Below are 18,319 nucleotides of genomic sequence, written 5' to 3'. Positions count from 1 at the left end.
AAATTGTATCCAAGTGATATAAGTGATAAGGAATGGGAAATTTTGGAGCCACATGTTGCACAAGGAAAGATAGGGAGGCCAAGAAAGCACAATATCAGAACAATTATTAATGCAATAAGGTATATAATGAGAGGTGGTTGTCAATGGAGAATGCTGCCGAAAGATTTTCCTCCATGGAAGACAGTGTATGACTATTTTCTCAGGTGACGTAGTAATGGCAAATTGGAAAAAATACATAATATGCTAGTAAAAGAGGTAAGAAAAATGTTTGGTAAAAATGAAACACCTTCAGTAGGAATAATTGACAGTCAATCAGTAAAAACCACTCAAAAAGGGGATCCAGAGGATATGATGCTGAAAAAAAATAAAGGGTAGAAAACGTCATATTGTTGTAGATACAGTGGGCTTAATTATTGCGGCTGATGTTCATAGTGCAAGTGTTCAAGATCGTGATGGTGCTCTAAATCTTTTCACTCAAGCTAAATACAAGGCTCCAACTTTACGTAAGTTTTTTGCTGATCAAGGATACATAGCAAAACCGCTGTTTATTGGAGACAGGATACGATTACCAAGAAAGCTGTTGATGTTACAGGATTTTTCGACAATCTGGACCACAATTTAGCACTGCAGGCTATCAAGAAGCACACAGACTGCAAATGGGTCATACTGTATGTTGAAAGGTGGATGAAATCCCCTATTCAGCAAGCAGATGGCAGTAAGGTAGTTAGGGAAAAAAGGAGTTCCGCAAGGAGGTTCAATAAGCCCAATCATTTCAAACATATTTATGCACCATGCATTTGATATATGGATGAAACAAAATCACCCAACAGTACCATTTGAAAGATATGTGAATGATGCGATAGTGCACTGCAGAACTAAAAGACAGGCAGAATTTATGCGAGCAGCAATTGAAGAAAGATTGGCACAATGTAAGCTAAAATTGCAACCTGATACCAATGCCATTCCAAAACTCCATCATTATACTGCCTTAGTATAACCTTCTCACTTCTATTGTCTATTTGTTTGTTATGTAATAGAAATTGGTATGAGATTGAAGAATTAAGTGTGAACGGTTACAGAATTTTTGCCAGGAGAAACATATATAGCTCTTTCCATAAAAGTCCGGATGTGATAGGATAAGGGTAGATGATGATAAGGAGGTTGAATGCCAGCAGCATATAGTTATGATTTAAGAAAAAAAGCAATGGAAGCGCTAGACGAAGGAGAAAGCAGAGAAACAGTGGCAGCAAGATTTAAGATTGGACGAACTACTTTATGGGAGTGGCGGCAAAGAAGAAAAGAAACAGGAGACTTTCAATCAAAAAAACTTGGAAATGGGGGTTACAATCACAAAATTACCGACTGGGATACGTTTGCCAAATTTGCCAGAGAACACGGAGGAAAGACTCTATCGGAAATGGCTAAACTTTGGAACAACGTTAGTATCCAAACGATCTATCGAGCCCTTAAAAAAATTGGATTTACGCGCAAAAAAAGACATATGGATACAAGGGAAGAAACGAAGAAAAACGTGCTGAATTTTTGAAAATTATAGCGACAAAAGAACCTAAAAACTTAGTGTATATAGATGAGTCTGGCATTGATAACACCGAAGACTACCCCTACGGATATTGCCAGAAAGGACAGCGGTTTTATGCCTTAAAATCTGGAAAGAAAACTCAACGAATCAGTATGGTTGCAGCCTTAAGTGGAAGAAAGATAGTTGTTCCGTTAACCTTTGAAGGCCACTGTAATATGGATGTTTTTAATGGATGGTTTGAGCAATTTTTGACACCGATCTTGGAACCTGGACAGACTGACCTTACCCAGAAAAAGTGGAGAGAAAGAAAGGAGTTTTTTCGGGTAAAATAAAATTTTGGAGGATTAGAAATGGCAAGAGAATATACGGCAGAATTCAAATTGGAAGCTGTTAAGCTGACAAATGAACAAAGAAAGGTAGGTCAACCAGTTGCAAAAGTAGCAAGAGATCTAGGAATAAGGGATAGTGTATTAGGAAAATGGATGAAGAAATATAACGAAAAAAAGTCAGCGGCAAATGCATTTCCAGATGTAGCACCTTATGACAAAGAGAGATTTGATTTACAAAGCAAGAGTAACAAGGGAAAGAGACATTAAAAAAAAAAGCCCTGGCCAGTCAAAAAGAGTAAAATATTTTTTTATATAGTAACTGCTATAAAGTACAGGAATTATGTAGGATTTTCTGCTAGTGGCTACTATAAGTGGACTACAAGGAAAATAAGCAGTAGAGAATCAGCAAATAAAGAGTTATAGCTCTTTTTACAATAATCCGAACAGACTGTAATATGCTACTGGCCTGCTATAGCCATAAACACATATCTTATCGCATTCGGACTATTATAAGAAAGTCTATATTAGCAGATATTCAAAAAATATATCAAGCTTCTAAATGTAGATATGGAGCTCCTAAAATTCATGCTGAATTGAAGGCTTTGGGTAAAAGTTGCAACTTAAAAACAGTGCAAAGTATTATGCAGAAAAATGGTATTCAGGCTATATTGAGAAGAAAATTTAAAATTAAGAAACAACAAACGGACAGTAGCTCCCAATATATTAGACCAAAACTTGATTGTCGATCAACCAAATAAAGTATGGGATTACTTATATAAAAACCAAAGAAGGATGGCTATATTTGGCAACAATAATCGATCTATATTCACGCATGGTAGTTATAGCTCTTTTTACAATAATCCGAACAGACCGTAATATGCTACTGGCCTGCTATAGCCATAAACACATATCTTATCGCATTCGGACTATTATAAGAAAGGCTATAATGAGCAGTTCAATAAATAAACAATTGGTTATGGACTCTTTATTAATGGCCGTTAACAAGCGTAAACCTGCCAAAAATCTACTATTACATAGTGATCAAGGTTCACAATATACTTTGCAAGGTTATCAATATCTCTTATCCATAAAAAACATAGATGAGTCATAAAGGTTGTTGTTACGACAATTCTGTTGTGGAAAGCTTCTTCAGTTCTCTAAAAAGGGAGTTACCAATGGACACCTCTCGGCACTCTAAACAGCATATCAAAACTGCTATATTTGAATATATAGAAATTTTTTATAACAAACAACGTCACTATTAACTATTGCATTCCTGAGCATTTTGATTCATCATTCTCTTTGTGAAAAACATTCCAAACTTTCTCTCCACTTTTTCTGGGTAAGGTCAGTCAGCTACTTGGATGACAGGGGAGGGAGGTGCTACCCTGACAATCGTCATCCCGCTACGTGTTAGCGGGATCTAGAGATACCGCGAATGAATCGCGGTATGACGGTCTGCAGCGGTATGACGTAGGGCTGCACTAGCTATATCATGCATTTTATTAACCGACACTATAAACAATATCCTTACAATTATGAGATTGAACCACAACTTGCTCAAGCGTTAAGCTGCTGCGTTTAGCGTCTTTACTGTGATTTTCCCAAAGAACATTTGTTCTTTCTCGTTTTATTTCCTCAATGAATTTCCCATTAACATCTTTAGGATCAATCTCTTCTTCAGAATATATAAGGTTAGTGCAACTTGTTTTTCTATAATAATGCACGCCAAGACATATAATTGATAATGCAAGTATACCAGAACCTATAAGTAATGATAATCCTATGTTATTAGTCAAAAGGTTTTGGTAAAATTTTTGTACACCATTAACACCATGTGTTGCAAGTAGCCCTAGAGGAAACGCTATATTTGCAGCAACTACACCAGTAAATAATGCAGTAAATATTGGTCTGTCGTTAATTACTGATTTTATTTTATTAGTTCTAGTAATTACTTTTTCGTCAATGTTAGTGAAGCCTTGTTTAGCTTCCCAAGCATTAAGTACAAAATTTGAATGAGTGCCATTGCTATATTCCAGTCTTACAGATTTTATAGCTTTATCTTTTGGCTGGTGCTCCAACACCTCAGCTAAAATTTTATCCGCATCTTTTTTTTGAATGGAATGTTCTTCAGTATCTATAAATTGCCTTGTTGCAAAAAATATTGGACCAATTGCAAGCAATGCAGCAAGTGCGATAACTGGTATAGTGATATATTTTGGGCTGTTTGTAAAAAATGCAATAAATTTTGCTTTATCTTGTAAATATAATAAAGCTGCAGATATACTGAGTATAATAGCACTTGCAGTAAAAATTATAAAGCCCTTCTGCTGCATGGAATACTTTGCTCTTGGCAAGAATCTGTTTGTTTTTTTATTTGTTGTGCTACCTATATCAGAATTTAGTGACAAAGACTCTTCAGAGTCATCTTTGCTTTTATACGATGGTAAAGTATTTGAAGACGCACCTAAATCATCTTTTGAGTTTTGACCACCTATTTCACTGTCTAAACTCTTTTTCGAAGATTTTGTATTTGGGTTTATAACTGCATAAATATGTTCTTCTGATCCATTACCAGATAATCCTTCTAAACCTAAACTTGCTGTTTGTGATACCCAATCATGAGTCTCACCTTTTGTTTCTTCTAGGGAAGGAGGTAGTACTTCAGTACTAAGACCAAACAAATTTTTGTCTTCTTTGTCTTGTAAACCTGGAGCTTTTGGCAAAATCGGTGGTGCTCCATCACCATCTTTTTGTCGATTTACAGATGCATAAGTAGGATCCACTTCCTCATCATCTGATTCTTCATGTGACATTCCTTGCACACGTGGTACTACATTCAGTACACTTGAGATAGCATTTCCTGCTTCTTCAGGCGATGGTGGATCTTTTAGTGTTATCTTGCTATTGTCACCTGTTTGTTTGTAAGAAGTTAATTTTACTGTTGATTTTTCGACTGACCCATGCATATTCACTCCAAAGTTAATTACTATGCTGCATTGATTACGCTATAGTTATTAAGATATGGTAAATACCAATTTACGGATAATTATTAGTATAGAAATTGTCTATCAAAGATTCTTTCATTCAGAGGGTAATCTTTGTCAAAAAGCAAAGTTATTGTGTTTTCGTGGTCTTTTTGTATTTTTATCTGTGATATATTATGAAACTCCTTGTAATCTGATACTACAAGTGCTGGACGGTTTTTTGTGTCGTTAATGTCAATTTGTACGATCGTATCATTTGAAATTAGCGCTCCATTCCAATGCCTTGGGTAATAGCTATTGATAGAGGTTAATGCAAGTAAATTTGAATTTAGCGGCAAGATTGGGCCACCGGCAGAGAAGTTGTATGCAGTGCTGCCTGTGGGAGTAGATAATATTACTCCATCCCCTCTAAATTTTTCTACTTTTAGCTTATCATTAATAGTAATATTCATTTCTACTATTTGGTTTGCTTTTCTAAAAACATATACTTCGTTTACTGCTATGTAATGATATCTCTTGCCACTTGTGTCTGTTGCTTCCATTTTTAGCAAAGTTAACTGAGTTGAAGTTGCATGCTCTATATGATCAATTAAATCTTCACTGCAGCTAAAGCATTTATTCATCAAAAACCCAACATTGCCAGTGTTTATCCCATACACATGCATGTTTTTATTTTCTATGACGTAATTGTGCAAAGTGCGTAGCATAAAGCCATCACCGCCAACAACTATCAATAGATCGATTTCGGACTTATTTTCTTCTGTTATATTGATAAAATTAAGTTTCTTTAATAGTTTAGATACTTCCTGCGATTTTGGTGATGGAGAAGCAACATAGCCTATATTTTTGTATTTATGCATGCTTCAGTAAACTCTCTAAAACTTAAAGAGGAGGAGAATTAGAAAATGCTTCCATATTTATCGTTAAACTTAGCTAATTTGCTAGTTTTACTTGCTAACCCGCTTGTCAAACTTCCAGTCCATGCAGGGTGAGTAAGAGGATCTCTATCAAGTTTTACCCTATCTCCCTCCTTTCCATAAGTGGAACGAGTTTCAAACTCTTGACCGTCTGTCATAACTATAATAATTTTATGATAATTCATTGTTGTTTATAAACTTTTAGTCAGTTAACATTCTAGTGAACTTAATTCACTAAGTCAATCATTATTCTAAAATATTGACAAAAAATAAATAAAATCTTATCCTTAATAAGGAATAAGGAATAAGGAATAAGGAATAAGGAATAAGGAATAAGGAATAAGGAATAATTATCATGATTTTCGCTTTCCCTGGTCAGGGCTCTCAGTTTGTAGGAATGGGAAAGAGCTTATATAGTGAGTTTTCCGTTGCAAGACAAGTATTTAATGAAGTAGATAGCATATTGGATAGAAAGCTGTCTCATTTAATCTTCAACGGTTCTATTGAAGAATTAACCATTACAGAAAACGCTCAGCCAGCTATAATGGCAGTATCAATTGCAATGCTACGTGTTATGGAGCATGTGTTTGGCAAATCTCTTTTCACTGATCACAATGTTAAATATGTTTGTGGGCATTCAGTTGGCGAATATACAGTGCTGTGTGCTGCAGGAGCGTTAACGCTTGAGTCTGCAATCAAGCTGCTGAAAGTTCGCAGCGAAGCAATGCATGAAGCTTCACTGAAATGTAAAGGCGGAATGGTTGCGTTGCTTGGAGCAGAGATAAATGAAGTGGAAGATATATTGAAATCAGTTCAAATTGACGGAATTTGTGAAATTGCAAACGATAACGGTGGCGGACAAGTGGTTGTAAGTGGCACTAGAGAAGCTCTTGAAATGTTACCCGATTTATTCAAAAACTCGAGTGTGAGGAAACTAATTAAATTACAGGTTAGTGGGCCTTTTCATTCATCTCTTATGAAACCTGCTGATGAAAAAGTTTTGGAGTTTTTGAAGGGTATTAAAATAACCCGTCCTATAGTTCCTTTGATATCAAATGTTACAGCTAAAGAGGAGAGTGATCCCAAAGTTATAAAAACTTTACTCGCCAAGCAAGTTGTAAGCAGAGTGAAATGGAGAGAAATGGTTTTGTATATGTCAAGCCGTGGCATTAACAAATTTGTTGAAATTGGCCCTAATAAAGTTTTATCTAATTTGGTCAAAAGAATTGACCAATCTATCAGTACAAAAAATATAGATAGTATTGGTGATATTGACAGTTTCTTTAATGAATCATTAGTACTAACAGCGAAAAATTTAAAAGTTGGATTAAGTTAAAACACATCTATTTGATGTCATTCCGGTGCATAACGCTGCCTAGCTGGAATGACAGAGGGTAATGCAAGAAATCAACGAACTGCCTGTCATTTCGTTTGGTTTTTTAATTCCAAGTAGCTGTAAAATAGTAGGGGCAATGTCAGATAACCTTCCGTCTCTTAGTTTTAGATTATTGCAAGACACAATAAATGGCACTTTATTTAGAGTGTGTGCTGTATGAGGTGTATTATTTTCTTCATCGAACATACATTCCACATTACCATGGTCTGCAGTGACAATTAACGCGGTGTTGCTTGACTTTTTAACAGCACTCAGCACTTTTGCAAGACAATCATCTACAGCTAGCACAGCTTTCTCGGCTGCTTTTATATTACCTGTATGTCCTACCATATCAGGATTAGCGTAATTTACAACTATCAGTGCGAATTCTTGGGAGTGAATTTTTTCTACAAGCTTTTCTGTGAGCTCGAAGGCTGACATTTCGGGCTGCAAATCGTAAGTTTGAACTTTTGGTGAGGGAATGAGTATTCTTTCTTCACCAGAGAAAGGTTCTTCTTTTCCACAATTGAAAAAGAAAGTCACATGAGCGTATTTCTCGGTTTCGGCGATACGTAATTGTCGTAATTTATTGTCTTCTATTGTTTGTCCTAGAGTATCAGCGAAAGAAGTAGGAGGAAAAATATAAGGAATTTTGAGATCTTCTTTATACTTCATCATACTTAAAATTGAAGAGAATTTTGCTACCTTAGCGTAATCTGTTTTGCCAAGCAAAATACTTGCTAATTGTATCATTCGATCAGCACGAAAGTTAGCCAACAGCACTCCATCTTCTGGTTTTATACCTTGATAATCACATATTACTGCGGGCCTGATAAACTCATCAGTTATGTTATTTTGATAGTTATTCTCAATCAACGATACTGCATTATCATGACAAGGTGCCTTTGCAAATGCGATAGCCTCATAAGCTTCGATTGTTCTCTTCCACCTGTTGTCACGGTCCATAGCATAGTAACGCCCAGAAACAGTAGCAATTCTTGTGTCATTTCCCTTTATACTCTTTGTAAATTCTTGAATGCATTTTTTTCCTGAATTTGGCAATGTGTCTCTGCCATCTAAAAATGCATGTATCACCACTTTTATTCCATGCTGTGATATTTTATTTGCTAAAGTTGAAATATGCTTTTGATGCGAATGAACACCGCCATCTGACACTAATCCCATTATATGGCATACTCCGTTCTTACTTTTTAGATTACTAATAAAACTTTGTAGATTTGCATTGTTTTCTATTGTTCCAATTTCTTGATTAATGCGCTGAAGGCTTTGCATTACTACTCTACCACTGCCAATATTCATGTGGCCAACTTCTGAATTACCTATTTGACCACCAGGTAACCCCACATCAGCTCCACAGGCGGATAAACTGCATTTTGGATAATTAGAGCTAATATATTGCCAACAGGGTGGATTTGCGTTGCTAATAGCATTGTATTTACTGCTTTCTACTCCATTTCCCCAGCCATCTAGTATACATAAAACGACTGACTTAATGTTCATACAAAATCAATACTAGAATTTCACAGAGAAGAGCTCCCCGAGCCGGATTCGAACCAGCGACCAATTGGTTAACAGCCAACTGCTCTACCACTGAGCTACCGAGGAATAAACTGGTTTCAATTTATCATATTGAGCGCTGATTGTAAATGGTTTTTGTATACAATTATGATCAAAACAATGTTAAATGCGCGAAAAAGTGTACATTGACATGAGATACAAGCCTAATGAAAAAAGCTACGAATGCCGGTGAAAAACATAGCAATTTTATTTTCATTTGCAGCTTTTATCACATCTTGATCTTTCAGCGAGCCGCCGGGCTGAATTATAGCTGTAATTCCATGTTTTGCACTTTCTACTATGCTATCTGGGAATGGAAAAAATGCATCTGAAGCAAGCACTGCACCTTTACATTTTTCACCTGCTTTTTTCACTGCAATGTTCACACTATCTATTCTGCTTGTTTGCCCTGCGCCGATGCCAATAGCACAACCATCTTTTGCTATAACTATTGCGTTGGATTTCACATGCTTACATATTTTCCAGGCAAAAATAAGATCTTTTTTTTCTTTGTCTGTTGCAGTGCATTCTGTTACTTGTTCTGCTTTTATTGTGTGGTCATTATTTTCTTGCACCAAAAACCCACCAATAACATTTTTAGTTTGGTATTTCACATTTTGTTGAAAAGATTTATGAATAATCACTCTTAATTTTTTCTTTCTTTGCAAAATTTTTAGTGCCTCATTGTTTACTGATGGTGCTATCACAACTTCCAAAAATATCTCGTTTAATTTTTCTGCTAGCTTTAAATCTATCTCCCGATTTAAGGCAACTATGCCACCAAAACTGCTTACTTCATCACATGATAGAGCCTTTTCATATGCCTCCAAAGCATTATTACTAACAGCAGCGCCACATGGGTTATTGTGCTTTATTATCACTGCTGCAGGCTCTTCGAATTCAGAAGTTATGTTAAGTGCGGACTCTATATCTACTATATTATTATAACTCAACTCTTTTCCATGTATTTTTTCCAGCGGATATTTGGTGAATTGATTGCTATAAAATGCAGCTTTTTGATGAGGGTTTTCACCATACCTTAATTCTTGTGCTTTATGCCCATATAGTGCGAAAAACTCTGGCAACTCATTATTTTTACTCTGGGATAAAAACCAACTGTGAATATTAGAATCGTAGTGTGCAGTGAGAGCAAATGCTTTGGTTGCTAAATATTTTCTATATTCCAATGTTGTTTCATTGTTATTTTTTATCATCTCAGCTTTTAGTGCTTCGTAGTCTTGAATGCTAGAAATAACTGAAGTAAAACGAAAGTTTTTTGCTGCAGCTCTAATTAACGCCACTCCGCCGATATCAATTTGTTCTATAATTTGCTCTTCATTTGAGCCGCTACTTACTGTCTCCCAAAATGGGTATAGGTTAGTTATAAGCAGGTCTATTGGCTCAATACCTAGATCTTGCACTTCCTTTTTATGCTTTTCTCGATCATAAAGTATTCCTCCATGAATTTTAGGGTGTAAAGTTTTCACTCTACCACCCAGTATCTCTGGAAATTGTGTGTAATCTGAGACCTCTTGTGTTTTTATTCCTGCACTAGATAGCACTTTATAAGTATTGCCCGTTGAAAGAATTTCTATTTGTTGCTGCGTTAAAAACGATGCAAGATCAATTATATTCGTTTTATCGTATACTGATATTAAAGCTCTTTTTATTTTCATTTTTATATGGAAAGTTTTTTAAGATTATATCTAAGAAAAGGAAATTTAGCTATTACATTTCTACACTAATTTAAAGCAGTCTATTCTATAAATTTTTTTACCATGCTTGATTTCAAGCCACGAATAAAATCTTCAATACTGCAAGGATTTCTCCCTTCCATTTGTACAACTTTAGGAATTAAAGTGCCACCTTTTAAACTTATGTGCATATTATCGTTAACAATCTTACCTTGTTCTGAAGCGAGAGCTTCAAAGTCAGCATCAAGTATCCTGATACGTTTATTTTCTATCTTAATGAATGCTTTTGGGTAAAACGCTTTAACCTTTCTATAAGCAACTTCACAGGCATCACTTGCATAAATTTTATAGTCTTCCACTTTGTCAGCGTAACATGCATTGTTATCGTTCTGTTTTAAGGGAAGCTGTTTTTCAATTTTGTTTAGCACTTTCAGCAGTAAATCACTGCCTAGCTTAGATAATTTATCATGCAATGTCTTGTAATTATCGTTCTTTTCGATAAGAAATTTTTCCTGTTTTAAAATAGGGCCGGAATCTAATCCTTCATCCAATTGCATAATGCTAACCCCGGTTTCTTGATCTCCTGCTAAAATTGTGTGCTGTATCGGGGCTGCACCACGCCACCTTGGTAGTAATGAAGGATGAATATTAATACAACCATATTTTGGAATATTCAAAATTTCTCTTGGAAGTATCAACCCATACGCGGCTACAACTGCAACGTCTGGTTTGAAATTTCTAAATTTTTCTTGCTCTGCCGAAAACTTTAGAGAGATAGGAGTACATACCTCTATGTTACTTTCTTCAGCGATAACATGTACTGGAGATTTCGTTGGCTTCTGTCCACGCCCCGAAGGTTTTGGAGCCTTGGTGTATACTGCCACCACTTCGCTCTTTGATTTCAGTAACAAGCTCAGAGAATTAACAGCAAATCCTGGTGATCCCATGAAAATAATTCTCATGGTGTCTTTGCTTTAAGAATTCTCTGCTAATTTACCACTTACAGCTTCTACTAATTTGGCAAAATCATCCTTATAATTAACGGCCATCTCAGCAAGAATCTTTCTATTTAAATCAATGCCGGCAAGTGTAAGACCATGCATAAACCTACCATAAGTAAGCCCATGCTCTCTTACTGCTGCATTAATACGTATTATCCATAAACCACGAAAATCACGTTTACGATTTCTTCTGTCTCTATAAGCATATTGCAGTGCTTTCTCAACTCTTTGTAATGCAATTCTATAACAACTTTTTGCGCGCCCTCTATAACCCTTTGCCAGTTTCAATATTTTTTTATGACGAGCGTGAGTAGTGACTCCACGTTTTACCCGAGCCATTTTATTTTACCTCCATTTTGTTAAATACCGTAAGGGATATGAAGCTTAACTATACGCGAGTCAGATTTACCAAGAATCGTTGTACCGCGCTGATTACGAATATTAGATTTACTTCTCTTTACCATGCCATGCCTTTTGCCTGACTGAGTAGAAATAACTTTACCCTTAGCTGTAAGGTGAAAGCGCTTTTTCACAGAAGATTTGGTTTTTAATTTTATTTTCTTCATATTCCAAATAAATTTACAAGCACTACTATTGAGTTCTTTAATAGTAATTAAGCATTAGTATAAATAATTTTATTAAAGAATCAAATTAAAATTGTATATTAAAGGAGTTTAAAAGTAATTACGCCCAATATGTGTGTTATACCTTCTTTATTCCCAAGTGGCAACAATACTTGCCTCATTTTAACACTTTCACTTTCTTCCTCTTCATTGATCGGGCATTTACTCTCTATTACAGTATCAAGTTTATCAATAACTGCATCTATTTTATATAGTCGCAAAAATGGTGCATCAATTGCATACTTATTATCAATGCGCGTCTTTTTCTCAAAACCATAGAATTCAACAGCCTTTTCTCCTGCATTTTCACAAATATAACCTTGATCCTTGACTTCAATGACAAAACAATGCTGCCATGATTCCATTATTTCTGCAGTGTCTATTTCATGCCTTTCTGGCCAATCTCTGTCTGATCCTTTTATGTCATTCCAGTGTTGAGTCACCACATTTGCTATTCTTTTTTCTTTGCCTACATAAATTTCCATTCCAATTTCCACATATAAAACACAGATATGAGGTAAATTTATCGTGAATATATTGATTTTTTCTTACCACAAGGTGCATGTCACTAGAAGTTCTGAGATCTAGAGAGTGGTATTGATTTTATTTCCATTACAACTTATTATTTATAGATAACCTCAATAAAAACGATGAAGCTAAGCGAAATCAGAGAAAGATTTATAAAATTTTTTGTAAATAATGACCACGAGCAGGTTTCTTCTTCTCCTTTGATTCCAGAACATGACCCAACGCTCATGTTCACAAATGCTGGTATGGTGCAGTTTAAAAATATTTTTACTGGTGCTCAAAAAACTGAAATGAAACGTGCTGTCTCAAGTCAAAAGTGCCTAAGAGCAGGCGGTAAACACAATGATCTGGAAAATGTTGGCTATACAACTCGGCATCACACATTTTTTGAAATGCTCGGAAATTTTAGCTTCGGTGATTACTTTAAGGAAACTGCGATAGAATTTGCGTGGGAATTTATCACTAAAGAGTTATCTCTTGATAAAAACAGACTATCCATAACCGTCTACCATACTGATGATGAGGCGTACGAGATTTGGCGTAAGATAAGTGGCTTTTCAAGTGATAAAATCATAAGAATTACAACGGATGATAACTTTTGGAGTATGGGAAGCACTGGTCCGTGCGGTCCATGTTCTGAAATTTTTTATGACCATGGGAGTCCTAATTTACAAGAGGGCGATAGAATTGTTGAAATCTGGAATCTGGTGTTCATGGAATTTAACAAAGATGAAGAAGGTAATTTACACAAATTGCCAAAAAAATGCATCGATACTGGAATGGGTCTTGAAAGAATAGCGGCTGTTATGCAAAACGTCCATGATAACTATGATATTGATTTATTTTCTGCTTTGATAAATAAATCTCAAGAGTATTGTGGAAGAACAGAAAATAAAGTAGCGCATAAGATCGTAGCAGATCATCTTCGCGCGGCTGCATTTCTCATCGCAGAAGGAGTGCTCCCTGGAAATGAGGGCAGGAATTACGTATTACGCAGATTAATTAGGAGAGCCGCGCGTTATATCCACCTGCTTGGATATAATGATTCCCTACTCCATCGCGTTTTTCCGGCGCTGATAGATAGCACGAGTTCAGCTTATATGGGAGCTGAATTGATCAGAGCTAAAAGCTTAATAGAAACGACGTTAAAATCAGAGGAAGAGAACTTCAAAGACACTTTGATGAAGGGTATCAATCTCCTGGAGAAATTCACTGCAGATTTAAAACCAGGCGATACTTTGCCTGGAGAATCAGCGTTTAAGCTATATGACACCTACGGATTTCCTTTTGATATTACACTTGATATTTTAAAAGAGAAAAAAATAAATTTTGACCAGAAGGGTTTTGATGATGCAATGGGAGAGCAAAAAGAGAGAGCACGCGCTAAATGGTCTGGATCTGGTGAAAAATCTGTTGAGCAAGTATGGTTTGATTTGATCAATAAATTTGGCAAAACAAAATTTGTTGGTTATGAGTTCAATGAAGTAAGTGATGCGAAAATACTAGCTATAGTTTCCTCTAAAAATGAAGTAATTGATTCTGCAAAGGAGGGAGAAAAGATAACCATTATACTTGATAAAACACCTTTTTATGGCGAGTCAGGTGGACAAGTGGGAGATACTGGCAGTCTGATCAAATCTGATAGAAGTATTATTATAGTCGAGAATACCAATAAGGTTAATGACCTATATTTGCACAGATGCATAGTTAAGTTCGGTTCAATTTGTAAAGGTAACACAGTTGCAGCAAGCATTGACAAGGAAAGAAGGCAAACCTTAAGAAGAAATCATTCAGCTACACATCTTCTGCACTTTACACTCAGAAAAATTCTAGGTGATCATGTCACTCAAAAAGGTTCCCTAGTTGCACCGGATAAGTTACGATTTGACTTTAGTCATAACACTCAAGTTACTCAGGATCAGCTATTCTTAGTAGAAGATATGGTAAACTCTCTAATCAGAGAAAACCTTTCCGCATCTACAAAAATTCAGAGCATGAATCAGGCAATAGACGAAGGAGCTATGGCGTTATTCGGCGAAAAATATAGCGATCAAGTAAGAGTAGTGAAGATTGGAGATTCAAGGGAACTGTGTGGTGGCACGCACGTTGAACATACTGGAGAAATCGGTTTATTTAAGATAGTAACAGAGAGTTCTGTTGCTTTTGGAGTGAGGAGAATTGAAGCTTTAACTGGTCAGGAAGTAATCAATTATGTACGTGATAATGAAATTAACTTAAAAAAAGTTGCAGAATTCGTAAAAGCGCCAGTGAGTGAAATAACAAGCAGATTAAGTATTTTAAGTCAAGAACACAAAAAATCCGAAACCAAAATAAAAAACCTATATAAAAAGCTTGTGAGTGCAGAGAATATAAAAAGCACCGAAATAAATGGAATAAATTTTATAAGCCACACTTTCACTGATATTCCAGCAAATGTAATAAGAGAGTTTGTTTTGCAGCAACAAAAACCAAAAACGGTAATAGCTTTTACGGCAACAGAAAAAGATAAAACAGTCTTGATTATTAAAGTAAGTAAAGACTTAATCAATAAGATTAGCGCAAAAGAACTAATATCCATAGCAGTTAAAAAGAACTGTGGTGGGAATGCTGAACTTGCACAAACAGGCTATGATAGCAATAAAATAGATGATGCCATTACAGCCATTTATAGCAAAATAACAGCTTCTAAGCACTCTACGTCATACCACCACGAACCGTCATACCGCCGCGGCGCTAACAAGCAGCGGGATGACGAATTATAGCCTTTCTTATAATAGTCCGAATGCGATAAGATATGTGTTTATGGCTATAGCAGGCCAGTAGCATATTACGGTCTGTTCGGATTATTGTAAAAAGAGCTATACTATGCCGCCGCGAACCGTCATACCGCGATTCATTCGCGGTATCTCTTAGCATAGATCCCGCTAACAGGTAGCGGGATGACGGTTGTCAGGCTAGCTGTCATCCAAGTAGCTCGACTACTTGGATCCAGGAAAAAGAATGGTGTCATGAAAGTAGCTGACACTGATTCCTTTATGATGGCGTCATTCCAGTGCCCAGACACTGGGATCCAGGAAACTTAATTGCAAGTAATGCATTGGATTTGGTGAGTATGGGTTTTGCGTTATAGAATGAAGCACTTTTGGTGAATTTATAAAGAAAGCTGGATCCCAGTGTCAAGCACTGGGATGACAAGGTATAAACCTTATCGTCATGCCGCCGCGAACCGTCATACCGCGATTCATTCGCGGTATCTCAGCCGCTAACAAGAGATCCCGCTAACAAGTAGCGGGATGACGGTTGTCGTTCAGCCACAAACATTAAGAAATTTACCAAATAAAAAAAAGGCAAAAGAAGCCCCGTGGTTATTATCCGCTTTAAAATATTGGCGTTTTTTATGTTTTAAACGCTTGACAAGCGAAATTCAGCCGCTTTTAATTGCAACTAACTTACGCTGCAAACGTTTAAGAAATTTACTAAGCAGAAAAAAAGACAAAGAATCCCCGAGTTAGCTAGTCTTTTACTATCTCTGTCAAGTATTGGCATTTTTTGATGTCTTGTAACGCTTTATAAGCGCGTTCAGCTTATTTAGATAAAAATCTAGATGTAGATGAAGTTTTGTAAAGACATACAGTATCTATATACTGCAAAAAATTAAACATAAGACGCCGATACATTAAGTAATCCTTACCTTTTAATCTGCAGATTGGCGAAAGCAAATACAATAGCTTCAGTTTCATGGTAAGGGCGCTAGCGGAGTTTGTCAAGGAATTCTTATTAAAACTAAAGAGCTCAAATGAAAGGAGGTAAACTCTAAAGTATACATTTAGTAGCGCTTTCTATGAGAGAAATCGTATTACCTATTCCGTAAAGCTTTATGAAAGATCCCATTCTTGGACCGGTTTTTTGGCCAAATAACGTTTCATATAATAGCTGAAACCAGTCACGTAAGTTGGTGTAATCATATTTTTTTCCAATAGAAAATACCTGAGATTGAATTTCTTCAGCAGTAGCAGTTGTAGATAGAGAATGTAAAGTGTCCTTCAAATCTAGTAACGCTGCTTTTTCTTTTTCATTTGGAGTTTTATATGATTTTGTTGGCTTGATAAAATCGTGATAATACTTTACTGCAAAGTCTGAAAGTCTATCAAGCATTTTATTATTTTCTGGTGTAACGTTTGGTGCATAAGAGGATATAAAACCCCATAGGATCTCTTTGTTTTCAGCATTACAAGCTGCTGCTAGGTTTAAAAGTAGTGAGAAATTTATGCCTGAAGTTTCTATACTGGGAACATTGCCCTGGTGAATGTGCCAAGCAGGATTATTTATATCCTTTTCTTTGTTCTCATGATAACGCTTTACAAATTCTAAATATTCATCAGTTGATTTTGGTATCACATCAAAATATAAACGTTTAGCTTTTTTAGGACTCTGAAAAATGTACAATGCTAAGCTCTCTGTTGGTGCGTAAGTTAGCCACTCTTCAATTGAAATGCCATTTCCTTTTGATTTTGATATTTTCTTTCCTTCTTTATCAAGGAAAAGCTCGTAGCAAAACAGAAGTGGTGGCTTTTCTCCAAGTATTTCACATATTTGACTTGAAAGCACAGCAGATGGAGTTAAATCTTTTCCGTGAGCTTCGTAATTTACTCCAAATGCGGCCCACCTCATTCCCCAATCAGGTTTCCATTGCAGTTTACATTTTCCTTTTGTCACTGGAACTTCTATTTTTTCCCCGTTTGGGTCTTCATATGTGATTGTTCCTTTCTCTGTATTTGTTTCAATTACTGGAACTTGTAAAACTTGAGAAGTTTTTGGGCATATTGGCAAGAATGGACTATAAGTCTGCTGTCTTTCTTCCCGAAATGATGGAAGCATTACGTCCATCACTTTATCATAATTTTTCAGTAAGAGTAAAATTTTTTCATCGTAAACGCCAGATTTATAACACTCTGTTGCACTCCTGAACTCGTATTCAAATTCAAACATATCAAGAAATTTACACAACAATGAATTCATATGATGACCATAACTCTGATGAGTGCCAAATGGATCAGGTATCATAGTCAATGGTTTATTTAAGTGCTCTCTTAGCATCTCTTGATTTGGCAAATTATCTGGTATTTTTCGCAAACCATCCATATCATCTGAAACTGCAATGATTTTGGTTTTTATACCAGGAGCTATTTTTTTTAATGCATTTACAATAACTGTAGTGCGGAAAACCTCTCCAAAGGTTCCTATGTGGGGTAAACCAGAGGGTCCATAACCAGTTTCAAATATTATTTCTTTTTTATTAGGAAACTCTTGCAATATTTTTTCTGCTTCTTGAAATGGCCAACTTGTCATTATCGGGATTAAATAATGCATCTTAACTTAAAGTGCTGCTAGTTTCAATGGATTTTTAATATAATGATATAGTATTAGTTATTATTAGAAGGTTAAAGATATGTCCACAGGTAGTATACAAACAGATCAATTATTTAAAGGTCTTACAAGACCTGCAATGCTCTTTGGTGTGAGTTATATGTTTGCAATATTAAACGTCCTGATTTGCATGCTAATTTTCATTAATTCAAATGATTTAAGAGTGATTCTCTTAATGTTACCAGGTATACATGGACTTGGTTATATAGCTTCTGCAAAAGAACCGTTGTTTATTGAATTATTTATGGTAAAATTAGGGAAGTGCTCGAAATGTTTAAATCGTTTTTATCATGGAGCCAATTCTTATGATATTGCTTGAC

General features: G+C 35.8%; 20 protein-coding genes, 1 tRNA gene and 2 pseudogenes. 10 read left to right on the top strand and 13 right to left on the bottom strand.

Annotation, left to right across the window (positions count from 1 at the left end):
* Positions 1-3: 3 nt before the first annotated feature.
* The 7 genes and pseudogenes from OPR46_RS05985 to OPR46_RS07055 all read left to right on the top strand — a co-directional run.
* Complete coding sequence (locus tag OPR46_RS05985; RefSeq protein ID WP_007549940.1) at positions 4-207, top strand: IS5 family transposase; 204 nt, start codon at positions 4-6, stop codon at positions 205-207.
* A 33-nt stretch (positions 208-240) separates the two neighbouring features.
* The gene (locus OPR46_RS05980) at positions 241-375 is read left to right on the top strand and encodes a hypothetical protein (protein ID WP_255324781.1); all 135 of its coding nucleotides are present in this window, start codon (positions 241-243) and stop codon (positions 373-375) included.
* Between the two features lie 25 nt (positions 376-400).
* Complete coding sequence (locus tag OPR46_RS06830) at positions 401-622, top strand: hypothetical protein (protein ID WP_022626388.1); 222 nt, start codon at positions 401-403, stop codon at positions 620-622.
* Between the two features lie 162 nt (positions 623-784).
* Complete coding sequence (locus tag OPR46_RS05975; protein ID WP_265043273.1) at positions 785-997, top strand: hypothetical protein; 213 nt, start codon at positions 785-787, stop codon at positions 995-997.
* Between the two features lie 168 nt (positions 998-1,165).
* Positions 1,166-1,818: pseudogene (locus tag OPR46_RS05970) on the top strand (IS630 family transposase); the annotation flags it as partial.
* Between the two features lie 72 nt (positions 1,819-1,890).
* Positions 1,891-2,136 (top strand): transposase, encoded by a 246-nt coding sequence (locus OPR46_RS05965; protein WP_265043272.1) that lies wholly within the window; start codon positions 1,891-1,893, stop codon positions 2,134-2,136.
* A 257-nt stretch (positions 2,137-2,393) separates the two neighbouring features.
* Positions 2,394-3,177 (top strand): annotated as a pseudogene (locus OPR46_RS07055) (IS3 family transposase); the annotation flags it as partial.
* Positions 3,178-3,374: 197 nt separating this feature from the next.
* Here the strand turns inward: OPR46_RS07055 and OPR46_RS05950 are convergent.
* From OPR46_RS05950 to rpmE, 3 genes are all read right to left on the bottom strand, one after another.
* Positions 3,375-4,838: a hypothetical protein gene (locus OPR46_RS05950; protein ID WP_265043266.1), complete on the bottom strand. Its 1,464-nt coding sequence runs from the start codon at positions 4,836-4,838 to the stop codon at positions 3,375-3,377.
* An 83-nt stretch (positions 4,839-4,921) separates the two neighbouring features.
* On the bottom strand, positions 4,922-5,716 hold the full coding sequence (locus tag OPR46_RS05945; protein WP_070356930.1) for an NAD kinase: 795 nt from the start codon (positions 5,714-5,716) through the stop codon (positions 4,922-4,924).
* Between the two features lie 38 nt (positions 5,717-5,754).
* Entirely contained in the window at positions 5,755-5,958 is a 204-nt protein-coding gene (gene rpmE, locus OPR46_RS05940) for a 50S ribosomal protein L31 (protein ID WP_007548602.1), read from the bottom strand.
* Positions 5,959-6,128: 170 nt separating this feature from the next.
* On the opposite strand from rpmE, the gene fabD reads away from it, so the two are divergent.
* Positions 6,129-7,109 carry an ACP S-malonyltransferase gene (gene fabD / locus OPR46_RS05935; RefSeq protein WP_265043265.1) on the top strand — a complete coding sequence of 327 codons (981 nt, stop codon included), beginning with the start codon at positions 6,129-6,131 and terminating at the stop codon, positions 7,107-7,109.
* Between the two features lie 39 nt (positions 7,110-7,148).
* On the opposite strand, the gene gpmI is transcribed toward fabD, so the two are convergent.
* The 7 genes from gpmI to OPR46_RS05900 form a co-directional block, all read right to left on the bottom strand.
* The gene (gpmI, locus tag OPR46_RS05930) at positions 7,149-8,669 is read right to left on the bottom strand and encodes a 2,3-bisphosphoglycerate-independent phosphoglycerate mutase (protein ID WP_265043264.1); all 1,521 of its coding nucleotides are present in this window, start codon (positions 8,667-8,669) and stop codon (positions 7,149-7,151) included.
* A 33-nt stretch (positions 8,670-8,702) separates the two neighbouring features.
* Positions 8,703-8,774, bottom strand: a tRNA-Asn gene (locus OPR46_RS05925).
* A 116-nt stretch (positions 8,775-8,890) separates the two neighbouring features.
* Positions 8,891-10,402: a bifunctional phosphoribosylaminoimidazolecarboxamide formyltransferase/IMP cyclohydrolase gene (gene purH, locus OPR46_RS05920; protein WP_265043263.1), complete on the bottom strand. Its 1,512-nt coding sequence runs from the start codon at positions 10,400-10,402 to the stop codon at positions 8,891-8,893.
* An 80-nt stretch (positions 10,403-10,482) separates the two neighbouring features.
* A complete protein-coding gene (gene fmt, locus OPR46_RS05915; protein WP_265043261.1) occupies positions 10,483-11,382 on the bottom strand; it encodes a methionyl-tRNA formyltransferase in 900 nt (299 codons plus the stop codon).
* A 12-nt stretch (positions 11,383-11,394) separates the two neighbouring features.
* Complete coding sequence (gene rplT / locus OPR46_RS05910; protein WP_015589254.1) at positions 11,395-11,760, bottom strand: 50S ribosomal protein L20; 366 nt, start codon at positions 11,758-11,760, stop codon at positions 11,395-11,397.
* 20 nt (positions 11,761-11,780) lie between these two features.
* Complete coding sequence (rpmI, locus tag OPR46_RS05905; RefSeq protein WP_265043260.1) at positions 11,781-11,987, bottom strand: 50S ribosomal protein L35; 207 nt, start codon at positions 11,985-11,987, stop codon at positions 11,781-11,783.
* A 98-nt stretch (positions 11,988-12,085) separates the two neighbouring features.
* Entirely contained in the window at positions 12,086-12,529 is a 444-nt protein-coding gene (locus OPR46_RS05900; protein ID WP_010962890.1) for a PAS domain-containing protein, read from the bottom strand.
* A 165-nt stretch (positions 12,530-12,694) separates the two neighbouring features.
* Between OPR46_RS05900 and alaS the strand changes: the two genes are divergently transcribed.
* Positions 12,695-15,334 (top strand): alanine--tRNA ligase, encoded by a 2,640-nt coding sequence (gene alaS, locus OPR46_RS05895; RefSeq protein WP_265043258.1) that lies wholly within the window; start codon positions 12,695-12,697, stop codon positions 15,332-15,334.
* On the opposite strand, the gene OPR46_RS05890 is transcribed toward alaS, so the two are convergent.
* From OPR46_RS05890 to OPR46_RS05880, 3 genes are all read right to left on the bottom strand, one after another.
* A complete protein-coding gene (locus OPR46_RS05890) occupies positions 15,306-15,488 on the bottom strand; it encodes a hypothetical protein (protein ID WP_265043256.1) in 183 nt (60 codons plus the stop codon). The genes alaS and OPR46_RS05890 overlap by 29 nt on opposite strands.
* A 117-nt stretch (positions 15,489-15,605) precedes the next feature.
* Positions 15,606-15,752 (bottom strand): hypothetical protein, encoded by a 147-nt coding sequence (locus OPR46_RS06910; protein ID WP_410529788.1) that lies wholly within the window; start codon positions 15,750-15,752, stop codon positions 15,606-15,608.
* A gap of 633 nt (positions 15,753-16,385) precedes the next feature.
* Complete coding sequence (locus tag OPR46_RS05880) at positions 16,386-17,921, bottom strand: lysine--tRNA ligase (RefSeq protein WP_265043254.1); 1,536 nt, start codon at positions 17,919-17,921, stop codon at positions 16,386-16,388.
* A gap of 100 nt (positions 17,922-18,021) precedes the next feature.
* Between OPR46_RS05880 and OPR46_RS05875 the strand changes: the two genes are divergently transcribed.
* Entirely contained in the window at positions 18,022-18,318 is a 297-nt protein-coding gene (locus OPR46_RS05875; protein ID WP_007548615.1) for a type IV secretion system protein VirB3, read from the top strand.
* Position 18,319: the final 1 nt, after the last annotated feature.

Origin of the sequence: Wolbachia endosymbiont (group A) of Scambus nigricans (genome assembly GCF_947251485.1) — a bacterium.
GTDB classification, from domain to species: Bacteria; Pseudomonadota; Alphaproteobacteria; order Rickettsiales; family Anaplasmataceae; genus Wolbachia; species Wolbachia pipientis.
The sequence above is the reverse complement of the archived record's forward strand: the minus strand, read 5'-3'. Positions and strand labels throughout refer to the sequence as shown.

What these genes read in the sequence shown, in the direction of transcription:
- OPR46_RS05980 (WP_255324781.1), top strand. Translation starts at nt 241, where the DNA reads ATGCTAGTAAAAGAGGTAAGAAAAATGTTTGGTAAAAATGAAACACCT.
- OPR46_RS05975 (WP_265043273.1), top strand. Translation starts at nt 785, where the DNA reads ATGCACCATGCATTTGATATATGGATGAAACAAAATCACCCAACAGTA.
- OPR46_RS05965 (WP_265043272.1), top strand. Translation starts at nt 1,891, where the DNA reads ATGGCAAGAGAATATACGGCAGAATTCAAATTGGAAGCTGTTAAGCTG.
- OPR46_RS05950 (WP_265043266.1), bottom strand. Translation starts at nt 4,838, where the DNA reads ATGCATGGGTCAGTCGAAAAATCAACAGTAAAATTAACTTCTTACAAA.
- OPR46_RS05945 (WP_070356930.1), bottom strand. Translation starts at nt 5,716, where the DNA reads ATGCATAAATACAAAAATATAGGCTATGTTGCTTCTCCATCACCAAAA.
- rpmE (WP_007548602.1), bottom strand. Translation starts at nt 5,958, where the DNA reads ATGAATTATCATAAAATTATTATAGTTATGACAGACGGTCAAGAGTTT.
- fabD (WP_265043265.1), top strand. Translation starts at nt 6,129, where the DNA reads ATGATTTTCGCTTTCCCTGGTCAGGGCTCTCAGTTTGTAGGAATGGGA.
- gpmI (WP_265043264.1), bottom strand. Translation starts at nt 8,669, where the DNA reads ATGAACATTAAGTCAGTCGTTTTATGTATACTAGATGGCTGGGGAAAT.
- purH (WP_265043263.1), bottom strand. Translation starts at nt 10,402, where the DNA reads ATGAAAATAAAAAGAGCTTTAATATCAGTATACGATAAAACGAATATA.
- fmt (WP_265043261.1), bottom strand. Translation starts at nt 11,382, where the DNA reads ATGAGAATTATTTTCATGGGATCACCAGGATTTGCTGTTAATTCTCTG.
- rplT (WP_015589254.1), bottom strand. Translation starts at nt 11,760, where the DNA reads ATGGCTCGGGTAAAACGTGGAGTCACTACTCACGCTCGTCATAAAAAA.
- rpmI (WP_265043260.1), bottom strand. Translation starts at nt 11,987, where the DNA reads ATGAAGAAAATAAAATTAAAAACCAAATCTTCTGTGAAAAAGCGCTTT.
- OPR46_RS05900 (WP_010962890.1), bottom strand. Translation starts at nt 12,529, where the DNA reads ATGGAAATTTATGTAGGCAAAGAAAAAAGAATAGCAAATGTGGTGACT.
- alaS (WP_265043258.1), top strand. Translation starts at nt 12,695, where the DNA reads ATGAAGCTAAGCGAAATCAGAGAAAGATTTATAAAATTTTTTGTAAAT.
- OPR46_RS05890 (WP_265043256.1), bottom strand. Translation starts at nt 15,488, where the DNA reads ATGCTAAGAGATACCGCGAATGAATCGCGGTATGACGGTTCGCGGCGG.
- OPR46_RS05880 (WP_265043254.1), bottom strand. Translation starts at nt 17,921, where the DNA reads ATGACAAGTTGGCCATTTCAAGAAGCAGAAAAAATATTGCAAGAGTTT.
- OPR46_RS05875 (WP_007548615.1), top strand. Translation starts at nt 18,022, where the DNA reads ATGTCCACAGGTAGTATACAAACAGATCAATTATTTAAAGGTCTTACA.